The following is a 17,882-nucleotide window of genomic DNA, read 5'->3' as shown; positions in this document are numbered from 1 at the left end:
ATGAACGCTACGGTGCGTTCACGATGGACGCAAGAACTCTGTTGCACTCCAAACGTGTATACGCAGGTCAAGCAGGTCATATCGTTGCATCGGCCTTAGGAGTAACGCAATGCAGTCATCGTTCGGCGTTGCAACGACTGAACAGTGGACGCTACGCTGGTGCCGTACACGCGAACGGGAGGAGAGCACGGTGCCGGGTGGCAGGCTCACGCAGCAGGAACGCCAGCAGATCGCGCTCGGCCTCGCCGACGATCTCGCGTACGCGGAGATCGCCCGACGGATCGACCGCCCGACCTCGACGGTCACCCGCGAGGTGATGCGCAACGGCGGCCCCACCGCGTACCGGGCCGACCTCGCGCACCGCGCCACCGAGCGACGCGCTCGCCGGCAGCGTCAGGCACCGTCGCGCGTCGCGGCGACGGCCGCACGAGGACTGGGGGCCGACGCCGAGGCGGTGCGTGAGTACGAGGAGACCTTCACGACGCTGTTCATGCAGTCGGGCCTGCCGCGCATCGCCGCCGGGGTGCTGACCTGCCTCTACACGTCCGACGCGGGCAGCCTCACGGCGGCGGAGCTCGTCCAGCGCCTGGAAGTCAGCCCCGCGTCGATCTCCAAGGCGGTCACGCTCCTCGAGAGCCAGGGCCTCGTCCTGCGCGAGCGTGCCGAGGGTCGTCGCGAGCGCTACGTCGCCGACGCGGACGTCTGGTACCAGTCGATGGTGGCCGCCGCCCGGTCCCACGCCGAGGTCGCCGCGACCGCACGGCAGGGCGTCCGCCTCCTCGGGCGCGACTCACAGGCAGGCATCCGGCTCGAGAACATGGCGCGCTTCATGGAGTTCGTCGGCGAGAGCATCCTGCGCGCCTCGGAGCAGGCTCGCGACATCCTCTCCTCGGGCGGCGGGCCGCGCTCGGATGCCGTCGCCTCCGGCCGCGTTCGCTAGGCGTCGTCGCACAGCGACCGACGCACCCGGCGACGTCACGTCAGTCGGCACCTCGTCACCGTGCCCCCACCGCACCTGGTCGACTCGAGGGTGGCGTCGAGACACGGCGTCCGTCCCGGTCGTGCGCTGCCGAGATGCGGCCGCGCGAGCCGCGTGCCCACGATGGGACCTGGACGCACGACCCGGTGCGCGGTGCAGACCTCGCCGCGGCCGGAGTCCGGCACCCCCTTCCACCACCCAGGGAGAACCATGCGCGCAGTCGTCTACCGAGGCCCCCGTCAGGTCGAGGTCACCGAGGTCCCGGACGCGAGGATCCAGGAGCCGACCGACGCGGTCGTCCGGATCACGACCACGAACATCTGCGGCTCCGACCTGCACATGTACGAGGGCCGGACGAGCGTCGAGGAGGGCAAGGTCCTCGGGCACGAGAACATGGGGGTCGTCGAGGAGGTCGGCCCGGCGGTCACGCGCATCAAGGTCGGTGACCGGGTCAGCGTGCCGTTCAACATCGCGTGCGGCACGTGCCGGAACTGCCTGCAGGGCTGGACGTCGTTCTGCACACGCACCAACCCGACCGACGGCGTCGACGGCGCCGCGTACGGCTACGCGAACATGGGCCCCTACGACGGCGGCCAGGCCGAGTACCTGCGCGTGCCGTTCGCGGCCGTGAACCTGCTCGAGTTGCCCGCGGGCACCGAGCACGAGAACGACTTCACGATGCTGAGCGACATCTTCCCGACGGGCTGGCACGGGACGGTGCTCGCGGGCCTCCAGCCGGGGGACGACGTCGCGGTGTATGGCGCGGGGCCCGTCGGGCTCATGGCGGCGCACAGCGCGATGATCCGGGGTGCGGCGCGCGTGTTCGTCGTCGACAAGGAGCCGGACCGCCTCGCGCTCGCGGCGCAGATCGGTGCGGTGCCGGTCGACTTCTCCCGCGGCGACCCCGTCGAGCAGGTGCTCGACGCGACGCAGGGCCGGGGGACCGACTGCGGCGTCGAGGCCGTCGGCTACCAGGCGCACGACCACTCCGGGGAGGAGCACCCCGAGCTCGTGCTCGACAACCTCGTGAAGACCGTGCGCACGACGGGCGGCATCGGGGTCGTCGGCGTGTACGTGCCGGAGGACCCGGGCGCGCAGGACGAGGGCGCGCAGCAGGGCCGCATCGGGTTCGACTACGGCACGTTCTTCACCAAGGGCCAGCAGATGGGCACCGGCCAGGCGCCGGTCATGCGCTACAACCGCCAGCTGCGCGACCTCATCGTCGCCGGGCGCGCGACGCCGTCGTTCATCGTGTCGCACGAGCTCGGGCTCGACGAGGCGGTGCACGGCTACGACCAGTTCGACAAGCGCGTCGACGGCTGGACCAAGGTGCTGCTGCGCCCGGGGCAGGCGGCGTGAGCGGCGCGAGCGGGGCCGCGATCAGCTGGCAGGGCGACGAGGGCGCGGGGGCCAGCGGGCAGGCGACCGACCTGCCCGTCGCGACCCTCGAGCTCGTGCACGCGTTCGACGGCCCCATGCCGACCGGCGTGAGCGTCTCCGCACAGGGCCGGGTGTTCGTCAACTACCCGCTCTGGGGCGACGACGTCCCGGCGACGGTCACCGAGCTGCGCGACGGGGTCGCCGTCCCGTACCCGGACGAGGCGTGGAACTCCCCGTCGGGCGACGACGACGCCGGGGCGTTCGTGTCGGTGCAGAGCGTCGTCGTCGACCCCGCGGACCGGCTGTGGGTGCTCGACACGGGCAGCCCGCTGTTCCGGCCCACGACGCCGGGCGGCCCCAAGCTCGTGTGCGTCGACCTCGCGACCGACGAGGTCGTCCAGGTCATCACGTTCGACCCGTCCGTCGCGCTGCCGAGCACCTACCTCAACGACGTGCGCTTCGACCTGCGCCGCGGCGAGGCCGGCACGGCGTTCATCACCGACTCCTCGGACTCCGGGCCCAACGCGATCATCGTCGTCGACCTCGCGACCGGGGAGGCGTGGCGTCGCATCCACGAGCACCCGTCGACCAAGGCGCTGCCGTGGAGCGAGTTCCGGCCCGTCGTCGAGGGCCGGCCGATGGTCCAGCAGCCGTCGCCCGACGAGGACCCGCAGCCCGTCGCGATGGGCGCCGACGGTATCGCGATCAGCCACGACGGCGAGCGCCTGCTGTACTGCCCGCTCGCGTCGCGGCGGCTGTGGAGCGTCTCGGTCGACGCGCTGGTCGACCGCACGCTCGACGACGCCGCCGTCGCGGGCACCGTGGTCGACGAGGGCGACAAGGGCACCGGCGCCGACGGCCTCGAGACCGACGACCAGGGGCGGATCTACGTCACCGCGTACGAGCACGACGCGGTCCTGCGCCGCCTGCCCGACGGGTCCTACGAGACGCTCGTGCACGACCCGCGGCTGCTGTGGCCGGACACGATGTCGGTCGCCGCCGACGGGCACCTCTACGTCACGGCCAACCAGCTGCACCGCCAGGCGACGTACCAGCGCGGCGAGGACCTGCGGGCCAAGCCCTACGCGCTGTTCCGCACGCCGATCGACGCGGGCCCGGTGCGGCTCGTCCGCGAGGGCACCGACGGCGCCGGCGAACCCGCGTGAGCGCACCCGGCGCCTGGCGCCCGCGCACGCCCCCGCCGGGCGGGCGGCCCGCCGTCGAGCCGCAGCCCGGCCAGGAGTCGGTGTGGGACTACCCGCGCCCGCCGCGCGTCGAGCCGAGCGACGAGCGCGTCGTCGTCCTGCTCGGGGCGAGCGTGGTCGTCGACACGCGCCGCAGCCTGCGCGTGCTCGAGACGTCGCACCCGCCGACGTACTACCTCCACCCCGACGACGTCGCGCCCGGAGCCCTGGTCCCGGTGCCCGGCGCGACCTCGTGGTGCGAGTTCAAGGGCCGCGCGACGTACTGGGACGTCGTCGGGCACGACGCCGCGGGCCGCGAGGTGCGCGCACGCCAGGCCGCGTGGGGCTACGCCGCCCCGAGCCCGGGCTACGAGGCGCTCGCCGGCTTCGTCGCGCTCTACCCCGGGCGCATGACCCGCTGCACGGTCGACGGCGAGGTGGTCGAGGCGCAGGCGGGCGACTTCTACGGCGGCTGGCGCACGGGCCGCGTCGTCGGGCCGTTCAAGGGGGCGGACGGCACGCGCGGCTGGTGACCGCGTTCGGGCGCGGCCCGGCCGGGTCCGGTCCGGTCTGGTCCGGATCGTGGGCGGGATGCGCCGAGCACCCGTCACGCGTCCGGCGGCCACCTCAGCCCGCACAGCTCGGGCCACGGGCACACGCGCGGCCGGTCGCCGGCGGGAGCGACGGGCACGGGCGGCGGAGTCGCACCCGTGAGGCGTGCGGTGAGCTGGGGGAGGGCGAGGTCGCGCACGAGCGCGAGGAGGTGCGCGCTCACGACCGACACGTCGGCCGGGCTGCGCACGGTCAGCCAGTGGTCGTGCGGCTCGTCGACGAGGAGCCCGATGCGCGTCTGCCAGCCCGACGGGATCCACCGGGCGCTCGCGGTCGGCCGGGCCGCGACCTGTCCCGCGGCGTGCGCCGCGTCCCAGTCGGCCCCCGGGAAGTACGCGAGGTTGACGGTGAGCAGCGCGGCCGACCGGCTGCTCGCGACCGACTTCTGGATCCCTAGGAGGGCGTGGTCGCCGCCGGCGTTCGTCAGGCGGTAGCTCTGGCCCGACCCGCGCAGACCCAGCTCTCGCAGCGCGGGGGCCACCGACGTGCGCAGCATCTCGGCGAGCAGTACGGGGGCGTCCGCGGCGTCGGGGTCCATGCAGGGGATGTCGGCGCGAGACGACCCGCGGTTGAGCGGGGACACGGCTGCGCGTCGAGCCGCCACGGTGCAAGGACGGCGCGGTCGAGGTCGCCGACCCCGACGGGAACGAGCTCCGGCTCAGTCCGCCGGGCTGATCCGGACGATCACGCGCGGCTTCTGGCGGCGTGCGGCCAGGCGCTCGACCAGCATGAACGCCCGGTACTCCAGCCCGTACCGCTCCGCGAACAGGTCCGAGAGGCGCTCGACCTCGGCGTCGTCCGTGACGAGGCGGGCGTCGCCGGGCACCGGGACGGCGCCGTCGGGCACGGAGCCGCCGCGGCCGCACGGGCGGAGCTCGACGCGCGGGGTGTGCCGCAGCCGCTTGACCTTGCCGCTGTCATCGGGCGTCGTGACGAGAAGCTCGTCGCCGTCGCGGACCACCCAGACGGGCGTCGAGACGGGCTCGCCGGTGCGGCGGAACGTCGTCAGGGACACGAACCGCTCGTCCCCGAGCGCGGGGAAGTCGTGGGTGGGCAGGCTCGTCATGGGGTGGTGTCCCTCGTCGCGGTGGCAGGGGAGCGCAGCCTCACCCGTCCACCGAGACTGCCACGGCACGCGCGTCCCGGCCCGGTGAGGCACCGGTGCTCGCGGCCGGCGGGCCACCGGCTCGGGTACCGTCCGGCTGTGAGCTGGGCAGCGACCGCACGCCGGGTGCGCGACCCGAGCCTGCCGCTGCGATACCGGGCCAGCTCGTTCCGGTCGCTGCTGAACCTGCACGCACCCTTCGGCTTCCACGGCACCGAGCAGCACCTCTGCGCGCTCCTCGGTGCCCGGCGCACGAGCCCGTGGCCGCCGCGGCGGGCCCGGGACTGGACCGAGGCCGAGCTGCTGCAGGCGCTCGACGCGCTCGAGAAGTCCCGGGCGAGCCACCTGCGGTACCGGGCCGTCCTCGCGGAACGCCGCAGCCGCGAGAAGGCGGAGCACCGGCGTCAGCCCACCCGGGGGGACCGGGCGGCCCTGGACCGGGTGGAGTGGCTCAAGGACGCCGACGAGGCGGCACGTCGCCACCCCGGCAGCCGCGAGGCCCGACGGGACGCCCGGCCCTCCTAGGCTGTCCGGGGAAGCGCAGCGGCACCCCGCCCGACAGCTCCCGAGAGGACGGCCCACGATGGCGACGAACCCGCGGATCGAGCCCATCGAGCGGGTGACGCAGCGGTCGTGGGACGACTGGCTGCGGTTCATGGACGCGATCGGCGCCGCGGACCTCGACCACGGGCAGATCGCGACCCTGGTCCACGAGGAGCTCGCACGCACGGGGACGGAGAGCGCCGGCTGGTGGGCGCAGTCGGTCACCGTCGCCTACGAGCAGCACGTGGGCCGGCGCCTGCCCGGGCAGCAGCCCGACGGCACGTTCCAGGCGAGCGTCAGCCGGGCGACACCGCTCACGATGGCCGGGCTCATGGAGCGGTGGACGGCGTTCGCCGCGACGGACCCCGAGGTGCGGGCCGCCGCCGCCGGAGAGCCGCGGCTCAGCGCGACCGAGCGGCGGATGCACTGGCGCAGCAGAGCCGCCGACGGGTACGAGGTCGCGGTCGCGAGCGAGCCGAGGACCGGCGGGAAGGCGTCGCTCGTCGTGACGCTCACCGGCCTGCCGTCGCCCGAGGCGGCCGCCGAGGCGCGCGAGCGCTGGACCACGCTCGTCACCCGGTTCCTGGGCACGGTCTGACACACGTCCGCGCTGCACGAGGCGCGTAGCGAGCGAGAGGGAGACATGGACATCCTCATCACCGGCGGCGCCGGGTTCATCGGGAGCACGATCGCCTCGGCCGCGCTCGACGCGGGCCACCGGCCGGTCGTCCTCGACAACCTCGTCACCGGCCGCCGGGAGTTCACCGCCGGGCGGACGTTCTACGAGGGGGACATCGCCGACCGCGCGCTCGTGCACCGCGTCCTCGACGAGAACCCCGGCATCGCCGCCGTCGTGCACTGCGCCGCGCTCATCGTGGTGCCCGACTCCGTCGCGCGGCCCCTCGACTACTACCGGGCCAACGTCACCAAGGCGCTCGACCTCGTCGCGACGCTCGTCGAGCGCGGCGTCCACCGCCTGATCTTCAGCAGCTCGGCCTCGATGTACCGGCCCAGCGAGGACTTCAGCGTCGACGAGTCCTCGGCACTCGCCCCCACGAGTCCCTACGCCCGCACCAAGATGGTCGTCGAGGGCGCGCTCGAGGACGTCGCCGCCGCGACCGACCTGCGCGTCCTGTCGCTGCGGTACTTCAACCCGATCGGCGCCGACCCGCAGCTGCGCACCGGCCTGCAGCTCGCGGCGCCGAGCCACGCGCTCGGCCAGCTCGTCGACCGGCACCGCGCCGGGCAGCCGTTCGCGCTCACCGGGGTCGACTACGACACGCGCGACGGCTCCGGCATCCGCGACTACGTGCACGTGTGGGACCTCGCGCTCGCGCACGTCGCCGCGCTCGAACGCTTCGACGAGGCGCTCGCCGGCGACCGGCACTCCGTCGTCAACCTCGGCACCGGCACCGGCACGACCGTCAAGGAGCTCGTCGCCGCGTTCGAGGACGTCACCGGCGAGCACGTCGACGTCGTCGAGCACCCGCGCCGCCCCGGCGACTCCGCCGGCGCATACACCCGCAGCGACAAGGCCCGCGAGGTCCTGGGCTGGACGGCGCAGCGGTCGGTGCGCGACGGCATCGCGGACTCCCTGGCGTGGATCGAGCGGCGGGGGTCGGTCCTCCCGGACCTCGCGGGCTGACCCGGCGCGGCGGGCGCTCCGGAGCAGACCGGCCGCCACCGGTCCGCACGCGCTGTGCGCACCCCGTCCGACCCGCACGCCGGGCGCTTCCCGGTGACCCACCGGCGCCGGCCGCTACGGCATGATCGCCGCGTGACGCTGACCAGGTCGTTCCTCCTCGCCCGGTGGGCCCAGCCCCTGACGGACCTCGCGGTGAACGTGGGCCTCGGCGCGGTCGTCCCCGACCCGTCCCTCTCGTGGGCGCGGGCCGACGGCTGGCAGTGCCTCGCGCCCGAGGGCTGGTTCTGGTTCCAGCAGCTCGTGCCACCCGTCGAGGCCGTCGAGGCCGAGGTCGGCGGACCGGCGCTCGGCTTCGGCGTCGAGGCCGGCGAGCACGTCCGGATCGCCTTCCGGCACGACGGCGAGATCCGCCTCGTGGCGTTCGGAGCCTCGTCGACCGCCTCGGCCGAGTACTGGGACGACCTGATGGTGCAGCAGTGGGGGGAGGGGTGGCGGGTCGAGGCCGCTCGCGCGCTGTGCGCGTGGGCTGCGTCGGTCCGGTCGACGCCGGTGCATCTCCTCAGCGTCTGCGGGGTGCTGTGGGTCTCGCACCGGTTCCGTGAGCAGGTCGTGGTCGACCTGCTCGAGGTGCTCGGTCTCGGCCCGGACCCCTCGGTGCCGCCGTGGTGGGAGATCGAGGTCCCGAGCGCGCTCTACGCGGTGCGCGCTCGGAACCTGTGGCTCGACGGCCTCGTCCCCCCGCACGGTGCGGCTGCCGAGGAGGACCTCGCGGTCGTGTTCGTCGACGGCGGCGTGGGGCTCCTCGACCTCGGCACCCGGTCGTGGCTGCTCGAGCCGAGCGCCCAGTACGGCCCGGTCCACCGGCGGCTCCTGACGGAGCTCGCCGACCGCGGGTGGGAGCCCGGAGCTGACGAGCCGCCGAGCACCGCTGACGGCCGGTCCGGCTCCGGCGTCGAGCCGGCGCCGCTCGCCGGACCGCGGCCGTGGGGGTCGCCCGCTGCCCGGGGCGCGGCTCTGCCGGACGGCGCGCCGGGTGCGCGCGCGACCCGGGTGACGATCGACCCCGACGTCTTCGGGCCGCCGACGGAGGGCGGGTGGGACGGCTGGGACCAGAGCCCGGGGTTCCGCGTCCGGTCGGCGGACATGCCGGGCGCGGTGGCGGCGCTGCGTCGTGCCGGGACCCGCTTCTTCCGCGTCGACGAGCAGGGGACCGAGCTGAGCGAGGCGGAGCTGGCGGACACCGACCTCTACACGCCGAACTGGGTCTCCGACGTGATGGTCTACGACGTGGGGGCCGAGCTCGTCGTGGACACGAAGGGCGAGCTGCCCGGGCCCATGGGACGGGCGATGCTCCGCATCCTCGTCGAGGAGCTCGACGTCGGTGGCGTGGCCGCGCACGTCGCCGGCCCCGCGGACGAGGCGACGCTGCTCGAGCGCGTCGAGCTGTGATGGTCGGCCCGTCCGGGCGGCGTTCGCGCCGGTAACCGTCAAGATGGGCGGATGAAGGTCTCGCGCCGCTCCCACGTCCCGCCGTTCGCCGTCATGGAGGTCCTCGCGGCCGCCAACGCCCGACGAGCCGCCGGGGAGTCGGTGCTCAACCTGTGCGCGGGCGAGCCGTCGACCGGCGCGTCGGACGTCGTGCGCGACAAGGCGATCGAGATCCTCACGTCGGGGAGCCTCGGGTACACCGAGGCGCTCGGTGCGCCGCCGCTGCGGGCGGCCATCGCGGGGCACTACGCGCGCTGGTACGGCGTCGACGTGGACCCGGCGCGGGTCGCGGTGACGACCGGGTCGTCGGGCGGGTTCATGCTCGCGTTCCTCGCGGCGTTCGACGTCGGTGACCGCGTCGCGCTGGCCCGCCCCGGGTACCCGGCGTACAAGAACATCCTCGCGTCGCTCGGGTGCGAGGTCGTCGAGCTCGCGTGCGGTCCCGAGACGCGCTACCAGCCGACGGTCGCCCAGCTCCAGGAGGCGTACTACGCGGGCGGCCTCGACGGCGTCGTCGTCGCGAGCCCCGCGAACCCGACGGGCACGATGATCGCGGCCGACGAGCTCGCCGCCCTCGCGGCGTGGTGCACGGAGTTCGACGTGCGGCTGATCAGCGACGAGATCTACCACGGCATCACGTACGGCGCGGTGCCCGACGGCGGCGGGCCGGACCTGGGCAGCCCGCGGACCCCCGTGCCCGTCAGCGGGGGAGTCGCGCCCGCTGAGACCGTCGGGTCCGCCGGGGCGGCGACGGCCGCGCAGTTCCTCGACGGGGGCGCCGTCGTCGTCAACTCGTTCTCGAAGTACTGGGCGATGACGGGCTGGCGCCTCGGCTGGCTGCTGCTGCCCGAGGACCTCGTGACGCCGGTCGACGCGCTCGCGAGCAACGTCGCCCTGTGCCCGCCCGCGCTCGCGCAGCACGCCGGCGTCGCGGCGTTCTCGGCCGAGGGGTACGCGGCGGCGCACGAGAACGTGACGCGCTACGCGCAGTCGCGGGCGCTGCTGCTCGACCGGCTGCCCGAGCTCGGCTGGACGCAGGTCGCCCCCGCGGACGGCGCGTTCTACCTGTACGCGGACATCAGCGCGTCGGGGCTCGACTCGGTCACGTGGTGCGAGCGCCTGCTCGCCGAGGCGGGCGTCGCGCTCACGCCGGGCACCGACTTCGACGGCGTCGCCGGGCGGGACTGGGTGCGGCTGTCGTTCGCGTCGTCGGTCGATGTCGTGCGCGAGGCGGTCGACCGCATCGTCGACTGGCAGCGCCGGCTCTGACGCGGGTCGGGCTCGAGGGGGTCGCGGCGCCGCGAGCAGCTGCGCAGCGCGGCGACTGCTGGGCGACGCGGGTCCGCGGTCACCCGCCGCCGGGCCAGAGCCGCCGTCTGCGCCGCCCGGTGTCAGCCCTCGGTCGGCTGCGGGGGCCGGGGGGCGGACGCCCGCACGTCGTGCGCGACCGCGAACGGCACGCCCCCGGCGACGAGGTCGAGCAGGTCGGAGCCGTGCCGGACGAGCGGGCGGGTCTCGTCGGCCGGGTCGAGGCGCCCCACCTCGTCGGGCGCCAGGATGCCCTCGGTCAGGTCGTGCGAGCGCTCGTCGGTGCGCTCGGACGTGAGCCCCGGGGTGCGTTCGTCGGTCGTGCTCTCGGTGCGGGTCGCTCCGTCCATGCTGCCCTCCTGGGCTGTTGCTCGGGTGGTGGCGGCCGCTGTCGTGGTGGTGTCAGCGGTCGGTCGTGCGCGCGTACGTCCGGGGTGACCCTGACAGCACCAGCGTCGTCGTCGACCCTGGGAGCCTGCTGGGTGCCGTCGAGGTCCGCAAGCGTGGGCTGGGGGTGGCCGCCCGGCTCGCGCCGTGCTCGCCGCGGCTCACGGCGCGCTCTCCCCGGCTCCGGGGCGCCCGTCACCGGAGGCCCGGGTCTGCGCGGGCACGGCGACGTCGCCGTCGGCGCCCGCCCCGGGGACGATCTGTGCCCGCACCGCGGCCGCCCGCGGCCACGCCAGGGCGAGCGCATAGAGCTCCCGGGTGCGGGCCGCGAACCCGGTCTCCGCGGGGCGCGGGCCGCTCGGCGGCGACGCCGGGACGTCCTGCCCGACGCGGCGGGACGCGAGCTGCAGCGCCGCCGCCTGCGCGACGGGGTCGGTGTGGTCGTGCGCGGGCACGTACGGGCTCAGGACGCGCAGCGCGTCGCCGATCTCGACGACGAGCCGCACCTCACGGATCCGGGCGTCGGGCGAGAAGGTCGTGCGCAGGCGGCCCGGCGGCGTGTGATCGAGGTGCGGCGCGTGCGGCCACAGGTCCGCCCACACGGGCCACAGCACCCACAGGCGCCGGCGCGTCGCGAGGTCGGCGGCGACCGTGGCCGCGAAGCCCACGACGAGCCCGACCGCGACCAGCAGGATCGCCGAGCTCAGCGCCGCCTGCTCCGCGGTCCCGAGCAGCCCGACCTCCGAGCCGGGGGAGACCACCAGCGCCCCGAGGTGCAGCGCCTTGAGCACGGTGTAGAGCACGCCGAGCACCTGGCCCGCCCCGAGCCCGATGAGCCGCACCCCGAGCACCCCGCGCGCGAGGCGGCCGTTGCGCAGCGCGATCCGTGCGCCCGCGGTCAGCGCGACGGCGAGCGTGACGAGGAACGCGACCCAGTGCACGAGCCACGGCACCGACGACGCGTACGCCGCGGCCCGGTCCTCGGCGGTCGCCGGGAGGGCGCCGCCCGCGTCGACCAGCGGCGCCGCGAGCGCGAGCGCGAGCACGACCCAGACCGGCCGCGGAACGGTGCGGTGCTCGCCCGTGATGCGGTGCGTGAACGCGACGACGGCCACGGCGCTGACCACGACGAGCACGTGCTCGACCGCGGCGAGCGCCGTCGTCCGCCCGAGCGCCTCGCCGACCGCGTCGAGGTCCAGGGTCCGGCCCGCGGCGAGCGCGGCGACCGCCACGAGCAGCGACCGGGTCCCCGTGCCGCGGAGGGCGCGGACGACCTCGACGACGGTCACGGCCCACAGGACCACGACCCCCGCGGTCACCAGCTCATCCACGACGCAGCCTCCCGCTCAGCGCGTGCCGCAGCGCCTCCGCCTCCCGGTCCCCGAGACGGTCGGCGTCGGTCGCGTCGCGCAAGGTCAGGAGCGACGCGAGGACCTCGGCCTCGCGCTCGGCGGCGACGCCGTAGTCGCTGCGCCGGTGCAGCGAGCCCATCACGGTGTCGGGGTCGAGGTCGGGCAGCACGCGCGCGAGGACCTCGCGGAGCACGTCGCCGGCGCACGCGGACCCGCGGTGCCGCAGGATCATGTGCGCGAGCTCGTGGCGGATCGTGTGGTCGCGCAGCACCGGGTCCGCGTCCTCGGGGACGAAGACGAGGTCGAGGTGCTCGCTCTCCCACCAGGCCCCGCACGCGGTGTCCGCGAAGAAGGCGGCCGGTGCCGTCTCGACGAGCAGGGGCCGCTGCCGCTGCTCCGCGAGGTGGTGGACGAGCGCGTCGACGGTCGCGGGCCCCCGCAGGCCCAGCTCGTCGAGCGCCTCCTCAGCCCGTCGTCGGGCGCTGGTCATCTCTCGTGTCCCCCTGGGTCCTGCCGTGCACGCCTTCGAGCTCGCGGACGCGCTCGACCATGAGCAGCAGGGCGTCGATGCTCTGCTGCGACAGGCCGGACGCGCGCAGGGCGACCGAGCGCACGCCCGCGTCCCGCATCGCGGCGACGAGCGCGAGCTGCCGCTCGATCTCGCCGGCCCGCTCGTCGTCGAAGAAGTAGGCGGGCTGCACGCCGAAGAACGCGGCGAGCGCCTCGAGGTGCCGCTTCGTCGGGTTGTCGCGCCGGCCCGTGCGCAGCTGCCACACGTAGGTCGCGGAGATCGACGGGCCCCCGGCGGTGCGGCTGATCGCCTGGGCGACCTCGTCGTGCGTGTACTCGCGGTCCGGGGACGGGCGCATCGTCGTGAAGAGCCGGTCGAGCTTGGCGGCGAGACCGGCGCCGACCGTGGTTGGCTCGTCCTGCTCCGACATGCCGCTCCGTCCTGGGAGGACCTGCTGAGATGAACTGGTCCGGTCGATCACGTGAACTGTCGTGGAGCATCTCAGACCGGACATCCCGAGACAAGCGGACCCCCGGCGCCGCGGGCCGGACCCGCCCCGACGAGCAGCTCGCGCGGGCGCTGAGCCGGGTCCTCGGTCCGCTGCCCAGCACCGTCCTCGCGACCGTGGTCGCGGCGTGGGCCGGGGGGCCCGACGGGCGGCTCGGGGCCCTCGCGACGACCGTCGGGCTGTTCGCCGGTGCGGCCGTCCTGGCCCTCGCACTCGTCCGGCTCGTCGGCGGACCGGGCTCCGTGACCCGGCGCCGCGCGGTCCCGTGGGTGCTCGCCGCGGAGCTCGTCGCGCTCGGGGTCGGCGCGGTGCTCGGCGTGCCCGACGAGGTCGTCCGCGCGTTCGCCGCCTACTTCGCGACCGGGCTCGTCGCGCTCGCCGGCGCGCGGCGCAACGTCTCGGCGCACGGGCTGCTTGCGGGGACGCTCGTCGGGCTGCTGCTCGGGTGGTTCCCCGGGGTCGGCGCGGCCGGCGTCGTGGTGCTCGGGGCGCTGGTGTGGGCGCGGGTACGGCTGGGTCAGCACACGGTCAGCCAGGCCGTGGTCGGGGCGGCGGTCGGGGTGCTGCTCGGGTTCCTCGCGACGCTCGGCTCCGGCGGCTGACGCGCGGAGGTCGGCGGCTGCCGCAGCGGCCGTCGACGGCGGGGAGGTCCGCCGCGTCCGGTGGCGCCCGTGGGGTCGGGTGTGGCGCGGGCGCGTTCCGTCAGACCGGCGCGAGCACCTCGTGCACCCCGACGGGCAGCTCGACGTCGATCCGGTCGCCGGCGCGCACGAGCCCCGACGCGAGCACGATGCTCATGACGCCGGCCTTGCGGATCAGGTTGCCGTCCGCGTCGCGCCCCAGCACGGCGCGCATGAGCCCGTCGGAGAACCCGTCGATCTGCGTGCACGGGTTACGCAGCCCGGTGAGCTCGACGACCGCGTGCCGGCCCAGGTGCAGGCGGGTCCCGCGCGGCAGCGACAGCAGGTCGACGCCCTGGGTCGTGACGTTCTCGCCCATCTCCCCGGGCCGGACGACGAACCCGCCGGTCGCGACCTCGTCGAACAGCTCGCAGTGGATGAGGTGCACCTGCCGCAGGTTCGGCGGCGGGTCGGGGCGGTGCCGGCGCGAGCGGTGCTGCACGGTCACCCCGTAGTGCGCGTCGCCCTCGACCCCCAGCCCCGCGACGAGGCGGATCTCGTCCTCGACGGGCTTGCTGAACGCGTGCCGCGGGCTGCGGCTGACGGAGAGGACGGAGGGCTGGACGAGCGCGTCGGTGCTCACACCCCTGATTCTCCCCGCGGACCGGACGCGGCGCCAGGCTCGGCGGTGAGGACGGGCGTGAAGTGCTCGACGACAGGGAACGGGTCGTAGAACCGGTGCAGCAGCTCGCGCCAGCGCGCGTAGCCCGCCGAGCCGCGGAACCCCTCGGTGTGGTGCTCGACGGTCTCCCACCCCACGAGCAGCAGGTAGGTCCCCGGGCTCTCGACGCCGCGGGAGAGCGTGACGCGCCCGACGCCCGGCATCGCGGTGATGATCGGCAGCGCCTCGGCGAACGCCGCCTCGAACTCCTCGGCGCGGGCGGGGTCGACGGGCAGGAGAGCGTGCTCGAGGATCATCGCCCGATCGTGGCACCGGCGACCCTTCCGGTGCCGGGCCGTCCGGGGCGCGCCGCCCGCTACGGTCGGGGCTCCGTCGACGAGAGGCCCCCGGATGCCGGTGCTCCACGTGTACTTCCCGGCCGGCCCCGGGCGCGACGCCGCACGGGTGTTCGCGTCCGTGCGGCAGGCGCTCGCGGGCTGGCCCGTCGCGTTCGGCGCGACGGCGAACCCGTTCACGCAGCAGGAGCACCTCACGGTCGTCGTCGAGGGCGCGTACCACCTGACGGTCGCGTTCGAGCAGGGCGAGGACGTCGACGCCGACCTCGCGTACGTCACCGGCACCGAGCGCCCCGGGCACGCGCGCTTCCGGGTCTCGAGCGGACCGGACCTCGAGAACGAGCACTCCGACGTCCTCGTCGAGCTGCTCGGCCTCGCGGACTCGCTCGGTCCCGTCCTCGTGTACGGCGTCGACGCCGAGCAGGTGCTCACCGACACGCTCACCTCGGCGCCCTCGCCGGGAGCCTGACGCCCGGGCAGGAGCGGGAGCCCGGCGCGCATCGCCCGCGCACGAGCCCGACGCCCACGCCCGGCGCCCACGCCCGAGCCCGGCGCGAGCCCGACGCCCCGTGCACTGCCTTGCGGCGCGCGATCTCGCGACACACAGGGGTCGTACCGTTCGGGGCATGGACGTGGCGGTGCTGGGAGCGACGGGTGACGTCGGACGACAGGTGTGCACGCAGCTCGTCGAGCGGCGGGTGCTGCCGACGTCGTCGCGGCTGCAGCTCGTGGGGCGTGCGGGCGGCTCGTCGGCGCGCGCGACGCACGGGCTGCGCGCGGACCTCGTCGACGCATACGACGAGCACGCCCCGCTGATCGACGTCGCGCTCGCGCCCGAGGACGTCGTCGCGGACGTCGTGGTCGTCTGCGCGGGGGTCACCGCGCCGCCGCGCGCCGGGGCGTCGACCGACCGCACGCGGCTCGCGGCGGAGAACCACGCGGTGTTCGACGCGTACGCCCGGGCGCTCGCCGTGCACGGGTCCGGCAACGAGGTCGTCGTCGTCGTGTCCAACCCCGTCGAGCTCGGGGTCGCCGTGATGGCGCGCGCGCTCGGCCGGCACCGCGTGATCGGGATGGGCGCGTGGCTCGACACGCTGCGGTTCCGGCGCGAGATCGCGGTGTCGCTCGGGCTGCGCCGGCACCGGATCGGCGGGTTCGTCGCGGGCCAGCACGGCTCCGACCTCGTGCCGCTCTGGTCGACCGTGCGGGTCAGCGGGCTCGACCGGGCGGAGCGCCGGCGGGCGATCGACGCGCTGCGGCGCGGGCGGACCCTCGCGACCTTCGGCGCCGAGATCGCCGACGCGCAGACCCGGCTGCTCGCGCTCGCGGCCGAGGACATCGGCGCGGCGTTCGACCTCATCGACTCGTGGCCGCCGGACCTGCGTGCGGTCGCGCGGCCGTGGATGACGCACCAGAGCGGCGCCAAGACCGCGGCGGGCACGGCGAGCGCGACCGTCGACCTCGTCGACACGCTGCTCGACGGGCGCGAGATCGTCGTCGCCGGGCAGGTGCTGCTCGACGGCGAGGTCGGCGTCGGCGGCACCGCGCTCGACGGCGTGCTCGGCGTGCCCGTCGTCCTCGGCCCCGAGGGGTGGACGCGCGCGCTGCTCGACGAGCCGGCGCCCGACGAGGCCGAGCTGCTCGTGCGGTGCCGCGACCGGATCGACGCGAGCCTCGCGCCGTGGGGTCTCGGTCGTGCGGGGGTCGGGGCGTGACGGAGCGTGGGACGGCGGAGGGGCGCGCGGGCGGCGTGGAGGACGGCGGCGTGGGCGGCGGCGGCGAGCGGTGGGTCGTGCTCGTGCGCGGCGCCGACCGGCCGGGCACCCTCACGGCGCTGACCAGCGTCTTCTCGACGCGCGGCGTGAGCTTCGAGTCGCTCGCGACGGGCGCGGTCGACGGCGACGTCGGGGCGATCGCGGTGACGTTCCGCGCGACCGCCCGGCGTCAGCACCTGCTGGTCCGCACGGCCCGGCGGCTGTCCGTGATCCGCTCGGTCGAGGTGCGCTCGGCCGACGACCCGGCGGTGCGCGCCGCCGGCGTCGTCGTCATGCCCGACCACGTGCCGTTCACCCCGCCGACGCACGCCGCCGTCCGGTGGTCGGGCGACACGTCGGCGGGGCAGCCGGTGCTCGTCGAGGGGTCGTTCGTGGACGTCGTCGAGGTCATGCAGGCGGCCAGGGCGTGCGGCGCGACGACGACGGCGACGGTCGTCCTCGGTCTCTGACCTGCGCTCCCGCGTCGTCGGCCACCGCGCCCTCGCGTCAGGTCAGCCCCCGCTCGCCTGCGGCGTCGGGCCCGCACGCCCGGAGCGACGGCGGCCGGCCGCCGCACGCGGTCCCCGGCGCCGGGGGCCGTTGCCCGCGGCACCCGGGCGGGTCTAGCGTCGCTCGCGAGACCGCAGGGGAGCGCCATGCCGAACGCGTACAACGACCGGATCGTCGACGAGTTCCGCGCCCACCACGGCCGCGTCGCCGAGTACGAGGGCAGTCGCCTGCTGCTGCTCACGACCCGCGGCGCGCGGACCGGGCGCCCGCACACGACCCCGCTCGGCTACCTGCCCGACGGTGAGCGCGTGCTCGTCATCGCGTCCTCCCTCGGGGCGCCGACGCACCCGGCGTGGTTCCACAACGTCGTCGCCGACCCGAGCGTGACGGTCGAGGACGGCGCGTTCACGTACGAGGCGCGCGCGGAGGTCCTGACCGGCGAGGAGCGCGACCGCGTGTACGCGCGCGCGGTCGAGGCGGACCCGGGGTGGGCCGGGTACCAGGCGCGCACGAGCCGGGTCATCCCCGTGGTCGCGCTGCACCGCGTCTCGACAGGCCCGCCGCCGGGGGTGCCGTGGGGTCAGGCGCTCGTCCTCCTGCACGGGGCGTTCCGTCGCGAGCTCGCGCTGGTCCGGGACGAGGTCGCGCGCGGCGGGACCAGGCTCGGTGCGCAGCTGCGGGTCTCGTGCCTCACGGTGTGCGCCGGCCTGCACCGGCACCACGAGGCCGAGGACACCGGGATGTTCCCGATGCTCGGGCAGGACCCGTCCCTCGCGCCGGTGCTCGACCGGCTCCGCGCCGAGCACGCCGTGATCAAGGACCTGCTCGACGAGCTGCAGGCCGTCGTGGGCGCCGACGTCGCGGACCGGGACACCACGCTGCGGGAGGTCGACCGCCTCGTCGACGAGCTCGGTCGGCACCTCGCGTACGAGGAGGAGCAGCTGGTCCCGGTGCTCGACGCCGCGCGCGCCTGACGTCG

The 17,882-nt window shown here is 75.4% G+C and carries 22 protein-coding genes; 14 read left to right on the top strand and 8 right to left on the bottom strand.

Annotation, left to right across the window (positions count from 1 at the left end):
- Positions 1-190 precede the first annotated feature (190 nt).
- The 4 genes from CCE01nite_RS05500 to CCE01nite_RS05485 all read left to right on the top strand — a co-directional run bounded on the left by CCE01nite_RS05500 (position 191) and on the right by CCE01nite_RS05485 (position 4,076).
- Positions 191-940 (top strand): helix-turn-helix domain-containing protein, encoded by a 750-nt coding sequence (locus tag CCE01nite_RS05500; protein WP_034625351.1) that lies wholly within the window; start codon positions 191-193, stop codon positions 938-940.
- A gap of 249 nt (positions 941-1,189) precedes the next feature.
- Positions 1,190-2,338, top strand: a complete 1,149-nt coding sequence (locus CCE01nite_RS05495) for a glutathione-independent formaldehyde dehydrogenase (RefSeq protein ID WP_034625348.1) — start codon at positions 1,190-1,192, stop codon at positions 2,336-2,338.
- Complete coding sequence (locus CCE01nite_RS05490) at positions 2,335-3,525, top strand: L-dopachrome tautomerase-related protein (protein ID WP_246056338.1); 1,191 nt, start codon at positions 2,335-2,337, stop codon at positions 3,523-3,525. The genes CCE01nite_RS05495 and CCE01nite_RS05490 overlap by 4 nt, the downstream gene beginning before the upstream one ends.
- Entirely contained in the window at positions 3,522-4,076 is a 555-nt protein-coding gene (locus CCE01nite_RS05485; protein ID WP_034625345.1) for a DUF427 domain-containing protein, read from the top strand. The genes CCE01nite_RS05490 and CCE01nite_RS05485 overlap by 4 nt, the downstream gene beginning before the upstream one ends.
- Positions 4,077-4,150: 74 nt before the next feature.
- Here CCE01nite_RS05485 and CCE01nite_RS05480 read toward each other — a convergent pair whose 3' ends face one another.
- Positions 4,151-4,693: a DUF4304 domain-containing protein gene (locus CCE01nite_RS05480; RefSeq protein WP_034625342.1), complete on the bottom strand. Its 543-nt coding sequence runs from the start codon at positions 4,691-4,693 to the stop codon at positions 4,151-4,153.
- A gap of 120 nt (positions 4,694-4,813) precedes the next feature.
- Positions 4,814-5,221, bottom strand: coding sequence for a PPOX class F420-dependent oxidoreductase (locus CCE01nite_RS05475; protein ID WP_034625337.1), 408 nt, complete (start codon positions 5,219-5,221; stop codon positions 4,814-4,816).
- A 138-nt stretch (positions 5,222-5,359) separates the two neighbouring features.
- Between CCE01nite_RS05475 and CCE01nite_RS05470 the strand changes: the two genes are divergently transcribed.
- The 5 genes from CCE01nite_RS05470 to CCE01nite_RS05450 all read left to right on the top strand — a co-directional run bounded on the left by CCE01nite_RS05470 (position 5,360) and on the right by CCE01nite_RS05450 (position 10,205).
- On the top strand, positions 5,360-5,785 hold the full coding sequence (locus CCE01nite_RS05470) for a hypothetical protein (protein WP_034625334.1): 426 nt from the start codon (positions 5,360-5,362) through the stop codon (positions 5,783-5,785).
- A gap of 58 nt (positions 5,786-5,843) precedes the next feature.
- Positions 5,844-6,401, top strand: coding sequence for a hypothetical protein (locus CCE01nite_RS05465; RefSeq protein WP_034625330.1), 558 nt, complete (start codon positions 5,844-5,846; stop codon positions 6,399-6,401).
- Between the two features lie 45 nt (positions 6,402-6,446).
- Positions 6,447-7,448 carry a UDP-glucose 4-epimerase GalE gene (gene galE / locus CCE01nite_RS05460; protein WP_034625327.1) on the top strand — a complete coding sequence of 334 codons (1,002 nt, stop codon included), beginning with the start codon at positions 6,447-6,449 and terminating at the stop codon, positions 7,446-7,448.
- A 132-nt stretch (positions 7,449-7,580) separates the two neighbouring features.
- Positions 7,581-8,897, top strand: coding sequence for a hypothetical protein (locus CCE01nite_RS05455; RefSeq protein ID WP_034625325.1), 1,317 nt, complete (start codon positions 7,581-7,583; stop codon positions 8,895-8,897).
- A gap of 51 nt (positions 8,898-8,948) precedes the next feature.
- Positions 8,949-10,205: a pyridoxal phosphate-dependent aminotransferase gene (locus CCE01nite_RS05450; RefSeq protein WP_034625322.1), complete on the top strand. Its 1,257-nt coding sequence runs from the start codon at positions 8,949-8,951 to the stop codon at positions 10,203-10,205.
- A gap of 122 nt (positions 10,206-10,327) precedes the next feature.
- Here the strand turns inward: CCE01nite_RS05450 and CCE01nite_RS05445 are convergent, their stop codons facing one another.
- The 4 genes from CCE01nite_RS05445 to CCE01nite_RS05430 all read right to left on the bottom strand — a co-directional run bounded on the left by CCE01nite_RS05445 (position 10,328) and on the right by CCE01nite_RS05430 (position 12,924).
- Positions 10,328-10,594 carry a hypothetical protein gene (locus CCE01nite_RS05445; RefSeq protein ID WP_034625319.1) on the bottom strand — a complete coding sequence of 89 codons (267 nt, stop codon included), beginning with the start codon at positions 10,592-10,594 and terminating at the stop codon, positions 10,328-10,330.
- Between the two features lie 198 nt (positions 10,595-10,792).
- The gene (locus CCE01nite_RS05440; RefSeq protein ID WP_141372057.1) at positions 10,793-11,962 is read right to left on the bottom strand and encodes a DUF6545 domain-containing protein; all 1,170 of its coding nucleotides are present in this window, start codon (positions 11,960-11,962) and stop codon (positions 10,793-10,795) included.
- Entirely contained in the window at positions 11,955-12,473 is a 519-nt protein-coding gene (locus tag CCE01nite_RS05435; protein WP_052103501.1) for a hypothetical protein, read from the bottom strand. The genes CCE01nite_RS05440 and CCE01nite_RS05435 overlap by 8 nt, the downstream gene beginning before the upstream one ends.
- Positions 12,448-12,924 carry a helix-turn-helix domain-containing protein gene (locus CCE01nite_RS05430; RefSeq protein ID WP_052103499.1) on the bottom strand — a complete coding sequence of 159 codons (477 nt, stop codon included), beginning with the start codon at positions 12,922-12,924 and terminating at the stop codon, positions 12,448-12,450. The genes CCE01nite_RS05435 and CCE01nite_RS05430 overlap by 26 nt, the downstream gene beginning before the upstream one ends.
- Positions 12,925-12,953: 29 nt before the next feature.
- On the opposite strand from CCE01nite_RS05430, the gene CCE01nite_RS05425 reads away from it, so the two are divergent.
- A complete protein-coding gene (locus CCE01nite_RS05425; RefSeq protein WP_034625313.1) occupies positions 12,954-13,604 on the top strand; it encodes a phosphatase PAP2 family protein in 651 nt (216 codons plus the stop codon).
- A 100-nt stretch (positions 13,605-13,704) separates the two neighbouring features.
- On the opposite strand, the gene CCE01nite_RS05420 is transcribed toward CCE01nite_RS05425, so the two are convergent.
- Both CCE01nite_RS05420 and CCE01nite_RS05415 read right to left on the bottom strand, forming a co-directional pair.
- Positions 13,705-14,265 carry an MOSC domain-containing protein gene (locus CCE01nite_RS05420; RefSeq protein WP_034625308.1) on the bottom strand — a complete coding sequence of 187 codons (561 nt, stop codon included), beginning with the start codon at positions 14,263-14,265 and terminating at the stop codon, positions 13,705-13,707.
- On the bottom strand, positions 14,262-14,600 hold the full coding sequence (locus tag CCE01nite_RS05415; RefSeq protein WP_034625305.1) for an antibiotic biosynthesis monooxygenase family protein: 339 nt from the start codon (positions 14,598-14,600) through the stop codon (positions 14,262-14,264). Before CCE01nite_RS05415 ends, CCE01nite_RS05420 begins: the two co-directional genes overlap by 4 nt.
- Positions 14,601-14,694: 94 nt before the next feature.
- Here CCE01nite_RS05415 and CCE01nite_RS05410 point away from each other — a divergent pair, with 94 nt between their 5' ends.
- The 4 genes from CCE01nite_RS05410 (at position 14,695) to CCE01nite_RS05395 (ending at position 17,877) form a co-directional block, all read left to right on the top strand.
- Positions 14,695-15,108 carry a hypothetical protein gene (locus CCE01nite_RS05410; RefSeq protein ID WP_034625300.1) on the top strand — a complete coding sequence of 138 codons (414 nt, stop codon included), beginning with the start codon at positions 14,695-14,697 and terminating at the stop codon, positions 15,106-15,108.
- 157 nt (positions 15,109-15,265) lie between these two features.
- Positions 15,266-16,354: a lactate/malate family dehydrogenase gene (locus tag CCE01nite_RS05405; protein ID WP_034625295.1), complete on the top strand. Its 1,089-nt coding sequence runs from the start codon at positions 15,266-15,268 to the stop codon at positions 16,352-16,354.
- Complete coding sequence (locus CCE01nite_RS05400; protein ID WP_034625290.1) at positions 16,351-16,863, top strand: ACT domain-containing protein; 513 nt, start codon at positions 16,351-16,353, stop codon at positions 16,861-16,863. The genes CCE01nite_RS05405 and CCE01nite_RS05400 overlap by 4 nt, the downstream gene beginning before the upstream one ends.
- Before the next feature lie 186 nt (positions 16,864-17,049).
- Complete coding sequence (locus tag CCE01nite_RS05395; protein ID WP_034625286.1) at positions 17,050-17,877, top strand: nitroreductase/quinone reductase family protein; 828 nt, start codon at positions 17,050-17,052, stop codon at positions 17,875-17,877.
- The last annotated feature ends 5 nt before the right edge of the window (positions 17,878-17,882 follow it).

Origin of the sequence: Cellulomonas cellasea (assembly GCF_006538745.1) — a bacterium.
In the GTDB taxonomy this organism is placed as follows: Bacteria; Actinomycetota; Actinomycetes; order Actinomycetales; family Cellulomonadaceae; genus Cellulomonas_A; species Cellulomonas_A cellasea.
This window is presented reverse-complemented; position numbering and strand designations above follow the sequence as displayed.